At 43.0% G+C, this 19,434-nt stretch carries 16 protein-coding genes and 3 pseudogenes; 12 read left to right on the top strand and 7 right to left on the bottom strand.

The window, feature by feature from the left end:
* Nucleotides 1-63: 63 nt before the first annotated feature.
* Nucleotides 64-621, bottom strand: a complete 558-nt coding sequence (locus C9J45_RS16315; protein ID WP_107208103.1) for a TMEM165/GDT1 family protein — start codon at nucleotides 619-621, stop codon at nucleotides 64-66.
* A gap of 294 nt (nucleotides 622-915) precedes the next feature.
* Complete coding sequence (locus C9J45_RS16310; protein WP_107247611.1) at nucleotides 916-1,605, bottom strand: OmpA family lipoprotein; 690 nt, start codon at nucleotides 1,603-1,605, stop codon at nucleotides 916-918.
* 294 nt (nucleotides 1,606-1,899) lie between these two features.
* Here C9J45_RS16310 and glyQ point away from each other — a divergent pair, with 294 nt between their 5' ends.
* The 3 genes from glyQ to C9J45_RS16295 all read left to right on the top strand — a co-directional run bounded on the left by glyQ (nucleotide 1,900) and on the right by C9J45_RS16295 (nucleotide 6,418).
* Nucleotides 1,900-2,811, top strand: a complete 912-nt coding sequence (glyQ, locus tag C9J45_RS16305; protein ID WP_005372243.1) for a glycine--tRNA ligase subunit alpha — start codon at nucleotides 1,900-1,902, stop codon at nucleotides 2,809-2,811.
* A gap of 9 nt (nucleotides 2,812-2,820) precedes the next feature.
* Complete coding sequence (gene glyS / locus C9J45_RS16300; protein ID WP_107208101.1) at nucleotides 2,821-4,890, top strand: glycine--tRNA ligase subunit beta; 2,070 nt, start codon at nucleotides 2,821-2,823, stop codon at nucleotides 4,888-4,890.
* A 280-nt stretch (nucleotides 4,891-5,170) separates the two neighbouring features.
* The gene (locus C9J45_RS16295) at nucleotides 5,171-6,418 is read left to right on the top strand and encodes a valine--pyruvate transaminase (protein WP_107208100.1); all 1,248 of its coding nucleotides are present in this window, start codon (nucleotides 5,171-5,173) and stop codon (nucleotides 6,416-6,418) included.
* 89 nt (nucleotides 6,419-6,507) lie between these two features.
* Here C9J45_RS16295 and gyrB read toward each other — a convergent pair whose 3' ends face one another.
* The 4 genes from gyrB to dnaA are packed head-to-tail and all read right to left on the bottom strand — an operon-like array spanning nucleotide 6,508 to nucleotide 12,538.
* Nucleotides 6,508-8,925, bottom strand: a complete 2,418-nt coding sequence (gyrB, locus tag C9J45_RS16290) for a DNA topoisomerase (ATP-hydrolyzing) subunit B (RefSeq protein WP_107208099.1) — start codon at nucleotides 8,923-8,925, stop codon at nucleotides 6,508-6,510.
* 19 nt (nucleotides 8,926-8,944) lie between these two features.
* On the bottom strand, nucleotides 8,945-10,027 hold the full coding sequence (gene recF, locus C9J45_RS16285; RefSeq protein ID WP_107247615.1) for a DNA replication/repair protein RecF: 1,083 nt from the start codon (nucleotides 10,025-10,027) through the stop codon (nucleotides 8,945-8,947).
* 2 nt (nucleotides 10,028-10,029) lie between these two features.
* On the bottom strand, nucleotides 10,030-11,130 hold the full coding sequence (dnaN, locus tag C9J45_RS16280) for a DNA polymerase III subunit beta (RefSeq protein ID WP_005372253.1): 1,101 nt from the start codon (nucleotides 11,128-11,130) through the stop codon (nucleotides 10,030-10,032).
* A 1-nt stretch (nucleotide 11,131) separates the two neighbouring features.
* Complete coding sequence (gene dnaA, locus C9J45_RS16275; RefSeq protein WP_107208098.1) at nucleotides 11,132-12,538, bottom strand: chromosomal replication initiator protein DnaA; 1,407 nt, start codon at nucleotides 12,536-12,538, stop codon at nucleotides 11,132-11,134.
* A 489-nt stretch (nucleotides 12,539-13,027) separates the two neighbouring features.
* On the opposite strand from dnaA, the pseudogene C9J45_RS16270 reads away from it, so the two are divergent.
* The 9 genes and pseudogenes from C9J45_RS16270 to mnmE form a co-directional block, all read left to right on the top strand.
* Nucleotides 13,028-13,237 (top strand): annotated as a pseudogene (locus C9J45_RS16270) (transporter substrate-binding domain-containing protein); the annotation flags it as partial.
* A gap of 166 nt (nucleotides 13,238-13,403) precedes the next feature.
* A pseudogene (locus C9J45_RS21795) lies at nucleotides 13,404-13,592 on the top strand (amino acid ABC transporter permease); the annotation flags it as partial.
* A 53-nt stretch (nucleotides 13,593-13,645) separates the two neighbouring features.
* The gene (locus tag C9J45_RS16260) at nucleotides 13,646-13,873 is read left to right on the top strand and encodes a hypothetical protein (protein WP_233217798.1); all 228 of its coding nucleotides are present in this window, start codon (nucleotides 13,646-13,648) and stop codon (nucleotides 13,871-13,873) included.
* A 204-nt stretch (nucleotides 13,874-14,077) separates the two neighbouring features.
* On the top strand, nucleotides 14,078-14,215 hold the full coding sequence (rpmH, locus tag C9J45_RS16255) for a 50S ribosomal protein L34 (RefSeq protein ID WP_005372258.1): 138 nt from the start codon (nucleotides 14,078-14,080) through the stop codon (nucleotides 14,213-14,215).
* 15 nt (nucleotides 14,216-14,230) lie between these two features.
* Nucleotides 14,231-14,587 carry a ribonuclease P protein component gene (gene rnpA, locus C9J45_RS16250; RefSeq protein WP_005372259.1) on the top strand — a complete coding sequence of 119 codons (357 nt, stop codon included), beginning with the start codon at nucleotides 14,231-14,233 and terminating at the stop codon, nucleotides 14,585-14,587.
* Nucleotides 14,554-14,811 (top strand): membrane protein insertion efficiency factor YidD, encoded by a 258-nt coding sequence (gene yidD, locus C9J45_RS16245; RefSeq protein ID WP_107291264.1) that lies wholly within the window; start codon nucleotides 14,554-14,556, stop codon nucleotides 14,809-14,811. Before rnpA ends, yidD begins: the two co-directional genes overlap by 34 nt.
* A gap of 2 nt (nucleotides 14,812-14,813) precedes the next feature.
* Entirely contained in the window at nucleotides 14,814-16,448 is a 1,635-nt protein-coding gene (yidC, locus tag C9J45_RS16240) for a membrane protein insertase YidC (protein WP_107247616.1), read from the top strand.
* Between the two features lie 151 nt (nucleotides 16,449-16,599).
* A pseudogene (gene yidC / locus C9J45_RS16235) lies at nucleotides 16,600-17,262 on the top strand (membrane protein insertase YidC); the annotation flags it as partial.
* A gap of 113 nt (nucleotides 17,263-17,375) precedes the next feature.
* Complete coding sequence (gene mnmE, locus C9J45_RS16230; protein ID WP_107208095.1) at nucleotides 17,376-18,743, top strand: tRNA uridine-5-carboxymethylaminomethyl(34) synthesis GTPase MnmE; 1,368 nt, start codon at nucleotides 17,376-17,378, stop codon at nucleotides 18,741-18,743.
* A 63-nt stretch (nucleotides 18,744-18,806) separates the two neighbouring features.
* Here mnmE and C9J45_RS16225 read toward each other — a convergent pair whose 3' ends face one another.
* Nucleotides 18,807-19,358 carry a cobalamin adenosyltransferase gene (locus C9J45_RS16225; RefSeq protein WP_107208094.1) on the bottom strand — a complete coding sequence of 184 codons (552 nt, stop codon included), beginning with the start codon at nucleotides 19,356-19,358 and terminating at the stop codon, nucleotides 18,807-18,809.
* Nucleotides 19,359-19,434 lie beyond the last annotated feature (76 nt).

The following is a 19,434-nucleotide window of genomic DNA, read 5'->3' as shown; positions in this document are numbered from 1 at the left end:
AAACAAAACACTGACTCCTGCTAGGCAATAAAGTCATGTTTCACATGAAACGATCAGTGATATCTACATACCAAACGCAGCACCTGCAGCTAAGAAAATAAAGAGCGCAGCAGTAATTTTGCGTATCAGTCCTAGCGGCATTTTTTCAGCTGATAACTTACCAATAAGAACCACGGGAACATTGGCCAACAACATTCCAATCGTCGTACCAAGCACAACCCACATTAGTGCATCATGGTATTTCGCCCCTAGCATCGTCGTAGCGATTTGGGTTTTATCACCAATTTCCGCGATAAAGAACGCAATAAAACTGGCAATGAAAGGGCCTCGATTTGATAATTTTTCTTCATCATCGAGTTTATCGGGAATTAAGATCCAGCCAGCCATTAAAATAAAACTCACCACTAACACCCACTTTAAAATATTCGGTGTTAAGTAATCAGCAATAGCGACACCAAGCCATGCAGCTAATGCATGATTAACGATAGTCGCAAGAAAAATGGCACAAATAATGGGAAAGGGTTTGCGATATCGACTGGCTAACAGTAGGGATAAAAGTTGGGTCTTATCACCAATTTCGGCTAAAGCAACAGACGTAATAGAAACAGCTAAAACACTCACAACATACTCTCTGGGGCGGGAATTATTGATACCAATAGCAAAACATACACTCCCACCCCGGTTTGTGTTGTTTGCCGTTGGTCTTGCCAAATTTATCGCGCTGGATAAATCATAATTACCACGAAGATTTTGCTTCGATTATGTTGATAATTATCTCGCAAAGTGCGAGAGGCTACTCCCCAAAGGAAAGCTAAGTGTAACAAAGAAAAGCGGGTATTTTAACCATTAATGATCATTCTATAGATACAAAAACGGTGAGCCAACGCTCACCGTTTGATCACGCTAAAGGTAAAATTAACCTAGTGGAGAAAGAATAATTTCTACACGACGGTTTTGCGCACGACCGTTCGCCGTACTATTAGAAGCGATTGGATTAGACTCACCACGCCCTTGAGATACCACACGATTAGCATTCACACCTTGACGGATTAAGTAGTTAGCAACCGCATCTGCACGAACTTGAGATAGGCGAAGATTGTATGCTTCAGCGCCTTTGCTATCAGTGAAACCTAATACATTTAACTGTGTTTTTTCGTATTCTTTAGCCACAATCGCTACGTTATGCAGAGCATTCATCGCACGATCATTTAAGTTTGCCTGATCAAAACCAAACGTAATTTCGTTTGGCATGTTAAGAATGATGTTATTACCATCACGGGTAACACTGATACCTGAAGATGCTAATTGCTGACGTAGTTTCGCTTCTTGCACATCCATGTAGTAACCAATACCGCCACCAAGTGCAGCACCAGCAGCAGCGCCAATCAGAGCACCTTTACCGCGGTCGTGCTTGCTTGAAGAAGCAACACCAATTGCAGCTCCAGCAAGTGCACCAATGATTGAGCCACCAGTGCCTTTCGCTGTTTGTGATTCACCTGTGTATGGATTTACAGTTGAACAACCAGCCATAGTTACAGAAGCCACAACAGAAAGTACTGCAGCGCGCACCCACTTTTTAGATGCCATTGCTTGAATTTGAGCCATCTTTTTTAAGTATCCGTATACTCGATCCGAAGATCGAAAAAATTGAAATTTATGCTACTAGGCCATTAAACCTAATAATACTTTTTATGTATTGTAATCAACAACGGTATATGAGGCATCAAAAGAATGTAAAAATTCCCTTAATGCAAAATAAAAAAGGAGAAAAGCTGGAAGAATTTTGGTAAATCCCCCAACAGATGTGTAAAAAACACGCACTGCCCCTACTCGCCTCAGGGTTGGCGAGGTATACTGGATTATTACTCTTTTTAATCCACTAATCTCGCGAAGCTGACAATGCAGAAATACGATATTAAAACCTTTCAGGGCATGATCCTCGCGCTGCAGGATTACTGGGGCCAACAAGGTTGTACTATTGTGCAACCCCTAGACATGGAAGTGGGCGCAGGTACTTCTCACCCAATGACATGTTTACGTGCTCTAGGTCCAGAACCAATTGCAGCAGCGTATGTACAACCATCTCGCCGACCAACTGACGGTCGTTACGGCGAAAACCCTAACCGTCTACAGCACTACTACCAGTTCCAAGTGATGCTAAAACCATCGCCAGACAACATTCAAGAACTGTACTTAGGCTCATTAGAAGTACTCGGTATCGATACTAAAGTGCACGACATCCGTTTTGTTGAAGACAACTGGGAAAACCCAACATTGGGTGCTTGGGGTCTAGGCTGGGAAGTTTGGCTAAACGGCATGGAAGTAACACAGTTTACTTACTTCCAGCAGGTTGGTGGCCTTGAGTGTAAACCTGTAACAGGTGAAATCACTTACGGTATCGAGCGTCTTGCGATGTACATTCAGAACGTTGATTCTGTTTACGACCTAGTATGGACTGATGGTCCTTTAGGCAAAGTGACGTATGGTGATATTTTCCACCAGAACGAAGTTGAGCAATCAACGTACAACTTTGAGCACGCTGATGTCGACTTCCTATTCACATTCTTCGATCAATGTGAAAAAGAATCAATCAAACTACTAGAGCTAGAGCAACCACTACCGTTGCCTGCTTACGAGCGTATTCTAAAAGCCGCTCATGCATTTAACCTATTAGATGCACGTAAAGCGATCTCTGTAACTGAACGTCAACGTTACATTTTGCGTATTCGCAACGTAACTAAACAAGTTGCTGAAGCTTACTACGCATCTCGTGAAGCACTTGGCTTCCCAATGTGTAAAAAAGACAAGTAAGGGATCGCCATGACACATAAGAATTTCTTAATCGAACTCGGTACGGAAGAGCTACCACCAACAGCATTACGTACCCTAGCAGAAGCTTTTGCTGCTAACTTTGAAGCTGAATTAAAAGCCGCAGATCTACCTCATGATGGTATCAAATGGTATGCCGCTCCTCGTCGTTTAGCCCTTAAAGTAACGGGTCTTGCTGAAAACCAGCCAGACAAAGTGGTTGAAAAACGTGGACCTGCGGTATCAGCAGCATTCGACGCTGACGGAAAACCAACCAAAGCTGCTCAAGGTTGGGCTCGTGGTAATGGTATTACGGTTGATCAAGCAGAGCGCATGGTTACCGATAAAGGCGAATGGTTACTGTTCAAGCAAGAAGTCAAAGGCCAACCAGCCCAAACACTACTACCTGAACTGGCTGCTGCTGCACTGGCTAAACTGCCAATCCCACGTCCAATGCGTTGGGGTGATAAAGAAACTCAGTTTATCCGTCCAGTGAAAACACTGACCATGCTATTGGGTGACGAGCTAATCGAAGGCACTATTTTAGGTGTTGCTTCAGCACGTACTATCCGTGGTCACCGCTTCATGGGTGAAGCTGAGTTTACTATCGACAACGCGGATCAATACCCTGCTATCTTAGAAGAGCGCGGTAAAGTAATGGCTGATTATGAAGCGCGTAAAGCGATCATTTTAGCTGATGCGAAAAAAGCAGCTGAAGCTGTTGGCGGTATTGCAGATCTTGAAGATGATCTGGTTGAAGAAGTGACCTCTCTTGTTGAGTGGCCTGTGGTACTAACAGCATCTTTTGAAGAGGAATTCTTAAAGGTTCCTTCTGAAGCTTTAGTTTACACCATGAAAGGTGATCAGAAGTACTTCCCTGTCTACGATACGGAAGGCAAACTTGTGCCTAAGTTCATCTTCGTATCCAACATCATCTCTAACGATCCAAGCCAAATTATCTCAGGTAACGAGAAAGTGGTTCGTCCTCGTCTAGCGGATGCTGAGTTCTTCTTTAATACTGACCTTAAGAGCAAGTTGATTGATCGCCTGCCTCAACTAGAGACTGCGATTTTCCAAAAGCAATTGGGTACAATTAAAGACAAGACAGATCGTATTACTGAGCTTGCTGGCTACATTGCAGACAAGATCGGTGCTGATGTAACTAACGCAAAACGTGCTGGTCTACTGGCGAAATGTGACCTAATGACATCTATGGTATTTGAATTTACAGATACGCAAGGTGTAATGGGTATGCACTATGCACGTCACGACGGCGAAGCTGAAGATGTTGCACTAGCACTTAACGAGCAATACATGCCTCGTTTTGCTGGCGATCAACTTCCAAGCACACCTGTATCATCAGCCGTGGCTATGGCTGATAAACTAGATACGATTGTAGGTATCTTCGGTATTGGTCAAGCACCAAAAGGTAGTGATCCCTTCGCACTTCGTCGCGCATCGCTAGGTGTATTACGTATCATCGTTGAAAATGGCTACGACTTAGACTTAGTTGATCTAGTCGCGAAAGCGCACTCACTATTTGGTGACAAGCTAACCAACAACAACGTTGATTCAGATGTCATTGAGTTTATGCTTGGCCGTTTCCGTGCATGGTACCAAGATGCAGGCTTTAGTATTGATGTTATCCAAGCTGTGCTTGCGATGCACCCAACTCAACCAGCCGACTTTGATAAGCGTGTTAAAGCGGTAAGCCACTTCCGTGAGCTTGATGCTGCTGAGTCACTAGCAGCAGCGAATAAGCGTGTTGGCAACATCCTTGCGAAGTTTGACGGTGAGCTCCCAACTACAGTTGATAACAGCCTACTTGTTGAAGCTGCGGAAAAAGAGCTAGCTGAAAAAGTTGAAGCGGTTGTAACAGCCCTTGAACCTGTCTTTGCTACTGGCGATTACCAAACAGCACTGACAGAGCTTGCTTCACTTCGTGAGCCTGTCGATGCATTCTTCGATAACGTAATGGTGATGGCTGATGACGAAAAACTTAAAGTTAATCGTCTAGCACTACTTAACCTACTACGTAACCAATTCTTGAAAGTAGCAGATATCTCTCTACTGCAAAAATAAGGTTACTGACGTTATTAAAAACCACGCTCCGGCGTGGTTTTTTTTCGCCTTGATTCTGCTGTATCTTATCTATTGTTTCATGTGGAACATCTTTTTACTTATATTAAATACGCGTACAACCACCTTGATATACAGTGAAATCCACAGCACCGACCATCACCAACCGATAATATTTCAACTTTTTCTGAACCGAACAATACGTTATGTTACGCTCAATAAGCCATCATATTGATAGCACTTACATCAAGAACTAAATATCGACACTGAGGTTGTAAACGTAATGGACTTTTCGCGCTTTGGTAATAAGTTTGCAGGTGATTCTGGGATCACTCTATTAATGCAAGATCTCAACAATGGACTCACCAATCCCAATGCCATCATGCTCGGTGGTGGAAATCCAGCGCAAATCCCAGCCATGAATCACTACTTTACCGAGCTATTAAAAGACATGGCAATTACAGGTGAGCTTACCGCGTCGATGACTAACTATGATGGCCCACAAGGTAAAGATCGCTTTCTAGATGCGCTTGCTGCACTGTTACAGCAACAATACGGTTGGGAAATTAGTTCGAAAAATATTGTCTTAACCAATGGCAGCCAAAGTGCATTCTTTAGTTTATTTAACTTGCTGGCAGGTGAATTTGAAAATGGCAAAAAGAAGAAAATATTACTGCCGTTATCGCCAGAATACATTGGTTACGCAGATGCCGGTTTAAGCCCTGATATGTTTATCTCGTACCAACCTACAATCAGCATGTTGGAAGATGGCTTTTTTAAATACCATGTCGATTTTAGCAAACTCGTCATCGATGACAGCATCGCAGCAATTTGTGCCTCTCGTCCTACTAACCCGACTGGCAATGTACTTACAGATAAAGAAATTGAACATTTAGCAGCACTGGCTAAAGAGCACCAGATCCCATTAATTATCGACAATGCTTACGGCTTACCCTTCCCTGATATTATCTTTGAAGAGGTAACACCGTTTTGGGATAACAACACCATTCTGTGCATGAGCTTATCCAAACTTGGGTTACCCGGTGTCCGATGCGGTATCGTGATTGCCAATGAAGCCATGGTTACTGCTTTGTCTAACATCAATGGTATCGTCAACTTAGCGCCTGGTAGTATTGGCCCTGCGGTGGCAACGAAAATGATCCACCAGCAAGAACTATTACCACTGAGCCAAAACGTGATTAAGCCGTTTTATCATCAGAAGGTGCAACGCGCCGTTGAATTACTGCGCCAAGCTATCCCCGATCCTCGATTTAAAATTCACAAACCTGAAGGCGCTATCTTCTTATGGCTATGGTTTGAAGATTTACCGATCACCACGAAGGTACTGTATCAACGCTTAAAACAACGTGGCGTACTGATCGTGCCTGGTGAATATTTCTTTATCGGATTACAAGATGAGTGGGCACATAGTCATGAATGCTTACGCATGAACTATGTCCAAGATGATGAAGCAATGCAGCGTGGTATTACGATTATTGCAGAAGAAGTAGCTAAAGCTTACGCAGAATAACCGCTTTTTAGTTAATATGAATAAATAAAAAACGCCGCTATCACTAGCGGCGTTTTTATTGAGCTTGAAAGCCAAACTATACGTTTGTGCTACACGTCAAGGTTAGCAACTTTCAGTGCATTCTCTTCGATGAAGTTACGACGAGGTTCAACCTGATCACCCATTAGACAGGTAAACAGTTCATCCGCTGCAACCGCATCATTGATCGTTACTTGCATCATGCGACGAGATTCAGGATCCATCGTTGTTTCCCAAAGCTGCTCTGGGTTCATTTCACCTAGACCTTTGTAGCGCTGTAGAGAAAGACCACGACGTGATTCTTTGTTCAGCCACTCCAACGCATCTTTAAAGCTTGAAACCGCTTGCTTACGCTCACCACGTTGAACAAATGCAGTATCATCAAGTAAACCGTTTAATGCTTCAGAAAGATCAGCGATCTTCGCGTACTCTTTTGAATTCAGTAAATCAAAGCTGAGTAAGTATTCGTGATCAACACCGTGAGTACGAACCACAACTTTAGGTAGGTACACATTGTTTTCTTCATCACGGATGACTTCGAAGCTGTACTGACTTTCACCAGATTGTTTAGCATTAAGTGCAGCAATCAATGGTGTTAACCATGCTTCTACTTGTGCTTCTTCAGCCATCATCTCTGTACTTAAACGAGGTTGGTATACAAACTCATTTAACATCAATGATGGGTAGCGACGACTCATACGCTCAATTAACTTCATACCTGCATTATATTGAGTAACAAGACTTTCTAATGCTGTACCCGTCATTGCTGGTGCGCCATCATTGGCAAACAATGATGCGTTATCCAGTGCCAATGTCGTTTGGTACTGGTTCATATCTTCATCATCTTTAATGTATTGCTCTTGCTTACCTTTCTTCACTTTGTAAAGTGGTGGCTGAGCAATATAAATGTGACCACGTTCGATCAGCTCTGGCATTTGACGGTAGAAGAAGGTCAATAGTAGCGTACGAATGTGCGAACCATCGACGTCGGCATCGGTCATGATGATGATGTTGTGGTAACGCAGTTTATCTGGGTTGTACTCGTCACGACCAATACCACAGCCCATTGCCGTGATAAGTGTTGCCACTTCTTGTGAAGACAGCATCTTGTCGAAACGGGCTTTTTCTACGTTAAGGATCTTACCTTTAAGCGGTAGGATTGCCTGATTTTTACGGTTACGTCCCTGCTTGGCTGAACCGCCAGCAGAGTCCCCTTCCACAATGTAAAGTTCAGATACTGCAGGATCTTTTTCCTGACAATCTGCAAGTTTACCAGGAAGACCTGCTAAATCTAATGCGCCTTTACGACGTGTCATTTCACGGGCTTTACGTGCCGCTTCACGCGCGCGTGATGCATCAATGATTTTGCTACATACGGTTTTCGCATCACTTGGGTTTTCTAATAAGAATTCCGCCAGCTTTTCGTTCATTGCAGATTCAACAGCCGCTTTGACTTCACTTGAAACTAGCTTATCTTTGGTCTGGCTAGAGAACTTAGGATCCGGCACTTTAACAGAAACAACTGCAGTTAAACCTTCACGTGCATCATCACCCGATGTCGCTGCTTTCGCTTTCTTCGAGTAGCCTTCTTTATCCATGAACGAGTTCAGCGTACGTGTTAACGCACCACGGAACCCCGCTAAGTGCGTACCACCATCACGTTGAGGGATGTTGTTCGTAAAGCAGTAAATATTTTCTTGGAAACCATCGTTCCACTGCATCGCAACTTCAACTGAGATACCGTCATCACGCTCACTATCAAAGTGGAAAACCTTCGGATGAATTGGCGTTTTGTTACGGTTTAAGTGCTCTACGAATGCGCGAATACCACCTTCATACATGAAGTGATCTTCTTTACCTTCTTCACGCTCATCACTTAAGTTGATTGATACGCCAGAGTTTAGGAATGAAAGCTCACGTAAACGCTTTGCTAGAATATCGTAGTGGAATTCGATATTGGTAAAGGTGTCTTCACTTGGCCAAAAGCGGATTCGTGTACCGGTTTTTTCAGTATCACCGATCACAGCCAATGGCGCATCAGGTACACCATGACGGTACACTTGTTGGTAAATATGGCCACCACGTTGAATAGTTAGCTCTACTTTTTCAGATAAGGCGTTAACAACTGATACACCTACACCGTGTAGACCACCCGATACTTTGTAAGAGTTATCATCGAACTTACCACCGGCGTGAAGTACCGTCATGATAACTTCTGCTGCTGATACACCTTCTTCTTCATGCATCTCGGTTGGAATACCACGACCGTCATCGCTTACCGATACCGAACCATCTTCATGGATAGTAACAATGATATCTTCACAGTGACCAGCAAGAGCTTCATCGATAGAGTTATCGACAACCTCAAAAACCATGTGGTGCAAGCCAGTACCATCATCGGTATCACCGATGTACATTCCTGGGCGCTTACGTACCGCATCGAGGCCTTTAAGCACCTTAATGCTTGATGAATCGTAATTATTGGACATTGAGTTACTCTCGCTTTAATTATCCTGCGGTTATTTTACCGTGTTCCACATGGAACAACTTGCCATTTTCATCAAGCATATCGGCAACTTGATCGTCACTAATAGCACTGATAAAGACTTGGGCGTTCGTTTCCTTTAATCGTTGCGCTAGCAACGCTCGCCTGTGGCTATCCAATTCGGAAGCAAAATCATCAATAAGGTAAATACATTGTTTGCCAGTCGCTTCTGTAAGATGTAAACCTTGCGCTAAGCGCAAAGCACACACCATCAATTTCAGTTGTCCACGAGACAACACGTCCTCAACAGGCGTACCGGCAACCTTTATCCGTAAATCAGCTTTGTGTGGCCCACTTACGGTATAGCCGAGTTGGCAATCACGTTCAAAATTGCGCTGCAACAACTCAGCATAAGGTGTTTCTTTTTCCCAGCCTCGGTAAAAGCCGAGTTGAATATCAAATTCAGGGAGAAAAACCTGAAATATCTCTGCGGCTTTTTCTTTTACCGCAGAAATGTAATCTTTACGCCATACACTTATTTCTTCTGCCAATAAGGCAAGCTCTTGATCCCAGTAACTGAGCTCTCGATAACTGCGGGCAGTTTTTAATAAGGCATTACGTTGTTTGGTTAATCGCTTTAAGCGCGCCCATGCATTATAGAACTTAGGTTCAACATGAAACACACCCCAATCGATAAACGCTCGGCGGTATTTAGGACCGCCGATTAATAAATCAAATCCTTCAGGGGTTATCAACTGTAATGGCAAAATCTGCGCAAGTTGTGCCAATTTTTGATTGGACTCCCCTGCTATTTTAACGTCAGTTGTCCCATCACGTTTTTTGTTGATCCCAATCGGCAGCATTAACTGAGTTTGGTTATCAACTACTCGGCCATGAATAAACAGCTCGGCCTGTTCATGACGGATCACTCTGCTCGTTAAGTGGCTACGGAACGAACGCCCATGACCTAAGTAATGGATAGCTTCCAATACACTGGTTTTGCCACTACCGTTAGCACCCACTAAAAAGTTAAAACCAGCAGCTAATGCTAAATCACACGATGCAATATTACGAAAGTCGTGCACCATCAAACGAGTAAGTGCCATACCTATAGTCTGATAGGCATCACCACATACATGGCTTCATCGTTAGTGGCATCTTCAATTAACGACGGCGCATTAGCATCAGATAATGACAAACGAACTTGATCGCATTTAAGGGTGTTTAATACATCCAACACATAGCTCACGTTAAAACCAATTTCTAAGCTATCGCCTTGGTAATCAACATCAAGAAACTCTTCCGCTTCTTCTTGCTCTGGGTTGTTTGCAGTAATACGCATCTCACCATTAGACAAGTTAACCCGCACACCACGGAATTTTTCGTTTGATAGAATCGCCGCACGAGCAAATGCATTACGCATCTCTTCACAACCAGCTTCAACAAACTTAGTGCTATTTTGTGGCATAACGCGACGATAATCAGGGAAACGTCCATCAACTAATTTAGATGTGAAGACAAAGTTGTTCACTGTCGCGCGAATATTTGAATTACCAATTTGAATGTTGACTAACGATTCGGGGTTATCAAATAGACGAACCAACTCTAATACCCCTTTACGCGGTACGATAATTTGCTTCGTTGGTAATTCATGACCTGTATCAATCGCACACACCGCCATACGGTGGCCGTCAGTTGCGACTGATCGTAAATGCTGACCATCAGTTTCAAACAACATACCATTTAAGTAGTAACGAACATCTTGGTTAGCCATTGAAAACTGCGTGCTATCAATCAACTGACGCATACGGCCTTGTTCAAGCGTAAATTCAACTTCGCTTTGCCAATCTTCAATATTTGGGAAATCAGCAGCAGGCAGTGTGGTTAATGTATAACGGCTACGGCTTGAACGAATAAGTACGCGATCACCTTCGTAACTCACCGAGATAGTGGCATTACTTGGTAAACCACGACAAATATCGAGGAACTTACGAGAAGGTACAGTAACCGTACCGGATTCATAGTCCCCTTCAAGGGCAACCTTGGCGATAAGTTCAACTTCAAGATCGGTACCCGTCATCGACAAGCAACCATCTTCTACTTTCAACAAGATATTACCTAAAATCGGCAATGATGGACGACCACCAAGTGCCGCAGCAACTTGTTGTAAAGGCTTTAATAAATATTCGCGTTCGACGGTAAATTTCATATCAAGACGACAATGTTCTAATTAGGTTTGAATAATCTTCTTTAATATCGTGGCTCTCTTCACGCAGTTGCTCGATCTTACGGCAAGCATGAAGCACGGTAGTATGATCGCGACCACCAAAAGCATCACCGATCTCAGGAAGACTGTGGTTGGTCAATTCTTTTGCCAGTGCCATTGCCATCTGACGAGGACGTGCAACACTGCGAGAACGACGCTTAGACAACATATCTGCCATCTTTATTTTATAGTATTCAGCAACAGTCTTCTGAATATTATCTATCGTGACCAGCTTTTCTTGCAGTGCTAGTAAGTCACGCAATGCTTCACGAACAAAATCAATCGTGATCGCACGACCTGTGAAGTTTGCATTGGCAATAACACGGTTCAATGCCCCTTCTAATTCGCGGACATTTGAACGAAGACGCTTAGCAATAAAGAACGCCACTTCATCAGCCAGACGAATATTATGATCTTCCGCCTTCTTCATTAAAATAGCAACGCGTGTTTCAAGCTCTGGCGGCTCAATTGCCACCGTTAAGCCCCAACCAAAACGTGATTTTAATCGATCCTCAACCCCGTTAATTTCACGCGGGTAACGATCTGAAGTCAAAATGATTTGCTGATTACCTTCTAATAACGCATTAAAGGTATGGAAGAACTCTTCTTGAGAACGCTCTTTATTAGCAAAGAATTGAATATCATCAATCAATAATGCATCAACGCTACGGTAATAACGTTTAAACTCTTCAATCGCATTATTTTGTAAGGCTTTGACCATATCCTGCACAAAACGTTCTGAATGCATGTAAACCACTTTGGCGTTCGGTTTACGGTTAGCAATCGCATTACCGACCGCATGCAATAGGTGCGTTTTACCTAACCCGGTACCGCCATATAAAAACAATGGATTATACGCCGCTCCCGGATTATCAGATACCTGACGACACGCCGCTAAACCTAACTGGTTAGATTTACCTTCAACAAAATTATTAAAATTATGTTTTGGGTTGACGTTAGAACGGTATCCACCTGGCGATTCATTTTGCACCGGAGAAGGCGCAGACGCTGGCTCATGGTGGACGGCTGGTTGAGGTTCTACTTCAGGTTTTGATTTTGGCAAAGTAAAAACAGGAGGCGCAACTGGCTGCGGCGGTGCTGCAACAGGTTTGCTCCCAACTTCAAAATGCAGGCTCGGTGCATCTGCACCACAAAACTCATTAAGTAGACGATTGATGTTATTAAGATATTTATCGCGAACCCAATCTAATACAAATCGATTAGGAGCAAATAATGTCAAAGTATGATCATTTAATTCAGCCTGAAGCGGACGTAGCCACATACTGAATTCTGTCGCAGGGAGTTCTTCTTGAAGGCGTTGAAGGCACTGCAACCATAGCGAAGATGACAAGGTAGACTCCACACTGAATAAACAAAACATAAAAGGAAGATAATTTTATACTCGCTGAACAAGGATCACCAGTAAAGAGATCGCAGATCCAGTGAATAAGATCGAACTTATGCACATAGATCGCACAACAAGATGTAAGATCAGCACAAATTAACCCACCATTACCCACAGCTATATTAACACAGCTAGCACAAAGATAAGTCTTTCATTCCCCGTTTAATGCTATTTTTACTTAAGAATGACCATTTTATCATCGCCAATTATCATCCACAGGGAAAAGTTTTCATTGTGGGTAACCTTTTCTATCAATTTCCTCGCTCAGACAGACAAAAAAGACATGATGACACACGGTAATATGCTAGCAATTAAACAAATAGTTATTTCAGATAGCTGTTAATTATTATTTAGTGCCAAGACAGAATTGATTACGCACATAAAACACGACGAATAAAAGGTAAATATCGAATAAAAAATGGGATTACACCGACCATGGTTGCCACTACACGGGTTGCATGTTCTACCACCAGCGTTATGGCAGAAACTATGGTAAAAGTCGGTATGTCAGGACGTTATTTCCCTTTTACATTTGTTAGTAACGACAAATTACAGGGATTTGAAGTCAACCTATGGAATGAGATAAGTCAACGTAATGACTATAAGGTTAAATTTGTTATCGCGAGTTTCTCTGGATTGTTTGGACAATGATAAACAGGGCGTATTGATACTATTTCAACCAAAGGGCTTGATAACAATACCAACCCAATAATAATCACGACCCCACCATTGATAGTTTAGCCCAATAGTGGCTCTCTCTTATCTTTCATTCCATCAGCATAACGGACATCATTATGGGTTTTGATTTTAATTTTTACTTGGTTACGGCTTACCTCAGATCATACCAAGCTTGGTCGGGCTAGATGCATTTAGCGCAGCCGTGATGAGTCTTAGCCTGCATTATGCCGCTTACATGTCTGAAAGTATTCGTGCTGCAATTATAATAGGGGGTGATCGAAACCAACGCTTATCCAGCAGCGCTCTTAGGCGGTTAACAACAACGTATTAACATTGGTCAAGCAATGGTATTAGACGCTGAATGATTGTTACTTGATGAGCCAACATCAGTGTTGGATCCCCCTATGGGTAAATGAAGTATTAAGCTTGATCAATCAATTAGCGCAACAACAGCAAACCATGTTGATCGTTACTCATAAATTACAGTTTTCCCGTGAAGTCGCCGATAGCGTGATCGTCATCGCTGACGGCGAATTTGTCGAGCAAGGACCACCACACCAGATCTTCAGTCAACCTAAGGATCTACGGCCACAAGCGTTCTGAACACAAATTGAGATCCAATAAGGATCCTTGAACTTCGGCTAATAAAAAGTATAATGCAGCGCCCGTTGCCAGTTACACGTATATTTATTGACTCTTTGTTAGTCAGTGATTACAATTCCGCCTCTTTGTTAGAGGTGTTTGACTAATTTAAGTCAAAGACTGGTAACACACTTAAAAACTGATCAGTTAATTTAAGGTAACAAAATGTCTAAACGTACTTTCCAACCAACTGTTCTTAAGCGTAAGCGTACTCACGGTTTCCGTGCTCGCATGGCTACTAAGAACGGTCGTGCAACAATCAATGCACGTCGCGCTAAAGGCCGTAAGCGTCTTTCTAAGTAATCATCGACGATTATTTTGAAGAACTACGCTTTTTCTCGGGAGTTACGCTTGTTAACTCCCGAACATTATAAAACTGTCTTCCAGCAAGCTCATCGTGCTGGCTCTCCTCACTTAACTATTCTTGCCCGTTCTAACGAACTAAACTGCCCCCGTCTTGGTCTGGCTGTTCCAAAAAAACAGATTAAAACTGCTGTAGATAGAAATCGCTTTAAACGCATTGTGCGTGAAAGTTTTCGTCTGAAACAACATCAGCTTCCAGCAAAAGACTTCGTAGTGATTGCAAAGAAATCAGCTAACGAGTTGAGCAACGAAGAACTCTTCAAGTTGTTAGATAAGTTATGGCATCGCCTGTCTCGCCCTTCGCGTGGCTAGTCGTTGGACTAGTCCGCTTTTACCAAATGGCAATCAGTCCTCTCCTTGGGCCACGATGTCGTTTCACTCCGACCTGCTCTCAATATGCGATCGAAGCTGTAAAAATGCATGGAGCGCTAAAAGGTTGTTGGTTAGCGGCGAAACGTCTATTAAAATGTCATCCTTTAAATGACGGTGGTTACGACCCCGTTCCGCCTACTAAGCATAACGACAGAGAACATTAACTATGGGTTCCCAACGTAATATTCTGTTAATTGCCCTACTTTTTGTCTCATTCTTATTATTTCAACAATGGAATGCTGACAAAACTCCTAAGCCTCAAAGCCAAGGTGTAGCGCAACAATCGACACAAAGCAGTGATATCCCGTCACATTCTGCTGAAGGTCAGCCTCTAACTGATCAAACTAGCTCACAAAACTTAATTACCATAAAAACGAATGTACTGGAATTAACAGTCGATACGCTTGGTGGTGATGTAGTTGATGCTAAGCTGCTAAAATACAACAACACACTCGATTCAAAAGACCCGTTTGTACTGCTTAATGATACAGATGGTCATGAATACATTGCACAATCAGGTTTAATCGGCCCGAATGGTGCTGATTCTCAACAAGGTGGCCGTGCGCAATACAGCGTAACAGCAAAAGACTTTGTAATGGGTCCTGATCAAAATGAATTACGTGTACCGATGACATTTACTAAAGATGGCATCAATTACACCAAAACATTTGTTCTTAAGCGTAATGATTACGCTGTTAACGTTGATTACACCGTTGCGAACAACACTGATAAAGCAGCAAGCGTGCAGATGTATGCACAGCTTCGTCATAAGCTAAGTGATTCAGGCGGTAGCCTAACTATGCCTACTTACCTTGGTGGCGCATATTCTGCAAACGATACTAAGTACAAGAAATACAGTTTCGACGACATGAAGGAGAAGAACCTTGATGTTGCTGCGAACGAAGGTTGGGTTGCTATCATGCAACACTACTTTGTTTCTGCTTGGATCCCACGCGATGGCGCAGATCAAACGTCTCAAGTTTACTCTACAACTAGCAACGGTAACGGCTATATTGGTGTACGCATGCCAATCGAAACAATTGCACCTGGTAAGAGTAAAGAAATCAAAGCAACACTTTGGGTCGGTCCTAAGCTACAAAACGAAATGGCTGCAACGGCGAAGAACCTTAACCTAACAGTTGATTACGGTTGGTTATGGTTCATTGCTAGCCCGCTACACAAGCTATTATCATTTATCCATAGCCTTGTGGGTAACTGGGGTATTGCAATCATCATCCTAACGTTTATCGTTCGTGGTGCGATGTATCCACTAACAAAAGCGCAATACACGTCGATGGCTAAAATGCGTATGCTTCAGCCTAAGATCCAAGCAATGCGCGAGCGTCTAGGTGATGACCGTCAACGTCAAAGCCAAGAGATGATGGAACTGTACAAGAAAGAGAAAGTTAACCCACTGGGTGGCTGTCTTCCTATCTTACTACAGATGCCAATCTTCATTGCACTGTACTGGGCATTAATGGAATCGGTTGAATTGCGTCACGCGCCATTCTTCGGTTGGATCCATGACTTGTCAGCACAAGACCCGTACTACGTGCTACCTATCTTAATGGGTATCACTATGTTCTTTATCCAGAAGATGAGTCCGTCAACAGTGACAGACCCTATGCAGCAGAAGATCATGACCTTTATGCCGGTTATGTTTACTTTCTTCTTCCTGTTCTTCCCTTCAGGTCTAGTACTTTACTGGTTAGTGTCAAACATCGTTACACTGATCCAGCAAACGATTATTTTCCGTGCCCTTGAGAAAAAAGGCTTACACAGCAGTAAAAAAGCGAAGTAATCTTCTCTAGCACTAAAAAGGCGACCCTCGGGTCGCCTTTTTTATTTGCATTACTCGGACTTTAGTACGAATATTATTGGTTAAAATTTAATCTTTCTATGGCAGAGCCCGGCACGACATTATGAATCCAGATTTAAATACAGCAGCACTCCCTGATTACGGTTGGTCATCATTTATCGCCACTCCCTTACATGAACTTCTTGCATTCATTCATGGCATCGTGGGTAACTGGGGCGTCGCCATCATTATTCTAACGTTGATTGTCCGTGGCTTAATGTATCCACTAACTAAAGCGCAATACACATCAATGGCTAAGATGCGTATGCTGCAACCGAAAATCCAAGCGATGCGTGAGCGTTTCGGCGACGACCGCCAACGTCAAAGCCAGGAGATGATGGCGCTGTACAAGAAAGAGAAAGTTAACCCATTGGGTGGCTGCTTACCTTTGCTAATACAAATGCCCATTTTTATTGCGCTTTATACCGTATTGAATCTATCTACAGAGCTGCGTAACGCGCCCTTTTTTGGGTGGATCCAAAACTTATCAGCGCAAGACCCATACTATGTACTGCCGATTTTAATGGGTATCACTATGTTCTTTATCCAAAAGAATAACCCCTCTACCGTCACTGATCCCATGCAAAAGAAAATCATGACGTTTATGCCAGTAATATTCACGGTTTTCTTCTTGTACTTCCCAGCCGGACTTGTGCTGTACTGGTTAACCTCCAATATTGTCACCTTGATCCAACAAACCATTATTTTCCGTAAATTAGAACAGCAGGGCTTACATAGTCGAAAAAAGACGAAGTAAGAGAATATTTGCACTGAGGTGGCTTTTTAGCCACCTTTTTTATTTGCCTAATTAGGTGTTACACGCAACACTAGTTTACAATTCCCCTGTTTTTATCAAGCAAAGCCAAGGTTATGAATCAACACATCGATACTATCGTCGCTCAAGCGACACCGCCGGGTCGTGGTGGCGTCGGCATCATCCGCGTTTCAGGTCCTAAAGCCAAAGAGGTTGCGCTTGCTGTTGCAGGTCGCGAACTGAAAACGCGTTACGCTGAATACCTTCCTTTTAAAAATGAAGATGGCACCGCACTGGATCAAGGCATCGCCCTCTTTTTTAAAGGCCCTAACTCATTTACTGGCGAAGATGTGTTGGAACTCCAAGGTCATGGTGGCCCTGTACTGATGGATATGATGATCCGTCGTATCTTAAAAATTGACGGGATCCGTGCAGCACGTCCTGGTGAGTTCTCAGAGCGCGCCTTTATGAACGATAAGCTCGATTTAGCGCAAGCAGAAGCGATTGCCGACTTAATTGATGCAAGCTCTGAAGAAGCGGCAAAGAGTGCGTTTAAATCACTGCAAGGGGCATTCTCAACCAAAGTAAATGAACTGGTTGAAGCCTTGATCCATTTACGTATTTTTGTAGAAGCAGCAATTGATTTCCCAGAAGAAGAAATTGATTTTCTTTCTGATGGTAAAGTCGGTGGTGATTTAAATGGCATTATCGAGCGCTTAAATGCAGTACGTAAAGAAGCCAACCAAGGCGCAATTATGCGTGAAGGCATGAAAGTCGTCATTGCGGGTCGCCCTAATGCAGGTAAATCTAGCCTGTTGAATGCTCTATCTGGTAAAGATAGCGCGATTGTGACAGATATTGCAGGTACGACTCGTGACGTATTGCGTGAGCATATCCACATTGATGGCATGCCACTGCACATTATTGATACCGCAGGTTTGCGTGAAGCCTCTGATGAAGTAGAGCGCATTGGTATTGAACGTGCGTGGGATGAAATTGAGCATGCTGATCGCGTTCTGTTTATGGTTGATAGCACCACGACAGATGCGACCGATCCCAAAGAGATCTGGCCTGATTTCATTGAACGTCTGCCGGCTGATATGGGTTTAACTGTGATTCGTAACAAAGCAGAGCTTACCGGTGAACAAGCGGGTATCTGTCATGCCAATAATCCAACCTTAATTCGATTATCAGCACGTACAGGCGATGGCGTAGATGCCCTACGTGAACACCTAAAACAATGTATGGGTTTCTCTGGCACCACTGAAGGCGGCTTTATGGCTCGCCGTCGTCACTTAGATGCCCTAGAGCGTGCCGCTGAGCACCTCGATATTGGTAAAGAGCAGCTTGAAGGCTTTATGGCAGGTGAAATTCTTGCTGAAGAGTTACGTCTTGCTCAACAACACTTAAGTGAGATCACAGGTGAATTTACATCGGATGATTTACTCGGTCGTATCTTTACCTCGTTCTGTATTGGTAAGTAAATACTAACCATTGATAACAGAAACAAGAAAACGTCATATATCTTTGATATATGACGTTTTTTATTATTTTTTATCTTCACTTTTCGGCGCTTTAGGATAATTAATACTGATATATTCTGGCTCTTCAATACCCGCTTGTTGGTTTAATACTCGGGTCAATGCAAAATAGTAGTTCACTAACAAGTTAGTAAAGCGCGGTAAGGTCTCTGGTACATTTTTACCCGAAGCGTCCACTAACACTAATTGACGAACCACTTTCTTCGCTAAACTTCGACATTGATGCAACAGCACAACCGAACCAACACCACGAGGCAAAACAAAGCGTTTATTGTTATCCGTCACCTGATCTCGGAAATGGTGGTAATCCGATTTGAGTTTCTCGATATCAGTTTCAAAAATCCCACATTTTCCCCGAATAGAACCATTGAGATGGAACAGATGTGGCTGTAACCATGCTAATGATTGGCGGATCTCCCCCTCTTCAAGTTGAGATAATGCCAGCCCTGTATAGGTGCATAATTCATCGGTTAGAATTTCAAAATCACACAAGGGGGAGTCTTCAAATATAAAGGGATAAGCCAGCTCATCAATATCACCTGAGAACTTTAATGTCATTGGTACCACCTTAAGATAACGAATCCTGCGATATTAACAGAGTGATACACGACTGTAATTGACAGCATAATCAAAA

Origin of the sequence: Photobacterium sp. GB-1, from assembly GCF_003026165.1 — a bacterium.
GTDB lineage: Bacteria > Pseudomonadota > Gammaproteobacteria > Enterobacterales > Vibrionaceae > Photobacterium.
The sequence above is the reverse complement of the archived record's forward strand: the minus strand, read 5'-3'. Positions and strand labels throughout refer to the sequence as shown.

Coding starts and splice junctions, on each gene's coding strand:
- C9J45_RS16310 (WP_107247611.1), bottom strand. CDS start 1,605: ATGGCTCAAATTCAAGCAATGGCATCTAAAAAGTGGGTGCGCGCTGCA.
- glyQ (WP_005372243.1), top strand. CDS start 1,900: ATGCAGAAATACGATATTAAAACCTTTCAGGGCATGATCCTCGCGCTG.
- glyS (WP_107208101.1), top strand. CDS start 2,821: ATGACACATAAGAATTTCTTAATCGAACTCGGTACGGAAGAGCTACCA.
- C9J45_RS16295 (WP_107208100.1), top strand. CDS start 5,171: ATGGACTTTTCGCGCTTTGGTAATAAGTTTGCAGGTGATTCTGGGATC.
- gyrB (WP_107208099.1), bottom strand. CDS start 8,925: ATGTCCAATAATTACGATTCATCAAGCATTAAGGTGCTTAAAGGCCTC.
- recF (WP_107247615.1), bottom strand. CDS start 10,027: ATGGCACTTACTCGTTTGATGGTGCACGACTTTCGTAATATTGCATCG.
- dnaN (WP_005372253.1), bottom strand. CDS start 11,130: ATGAAATTTACCGTCGAACGCGAATATTTATTAAAGCCTTTACAACAA.
- C9J45_RS16260 (WP_233217798.1), top strand. CDS start 13,646: ATGAGCCAACATCAGTGTTGGATCCCCCTATGGGTAAATGAAGTATTA.
- rpmH (WP_005372258.1), top strand. CDS start 14,078: ATGTCTAAACGTACTTTCCAACCAACTGTTCTTAAGCGTAAGCGTACT.
- yidD (WP_107291264.1), top strand. CDS start 14,554: ATGGCATCGCCTGTCTCGCCCTTCGCGTGGCTAGTCGTTGGACTAGTC.
- yidC (WP_107247616.1), top strand. CDS start 14,814: ATGGGTTCCCAACGTAATATTCTGTTAATTGCCCTACTTTTTGTCTCA.
- mnmE (WP_107208095.1), top strand. CDS start 17,376: ATGAATCAACACATCGATACTATCGTCGCTCAAGCGACACCGCCGGGT.
- C9J45_RS16225 (WP_107208094.1), bottom strand. CDS start 19,358: ATGACATTAAAGTTCTCAGGTGATATTGATGAGCTGGCTTATCCCTTT.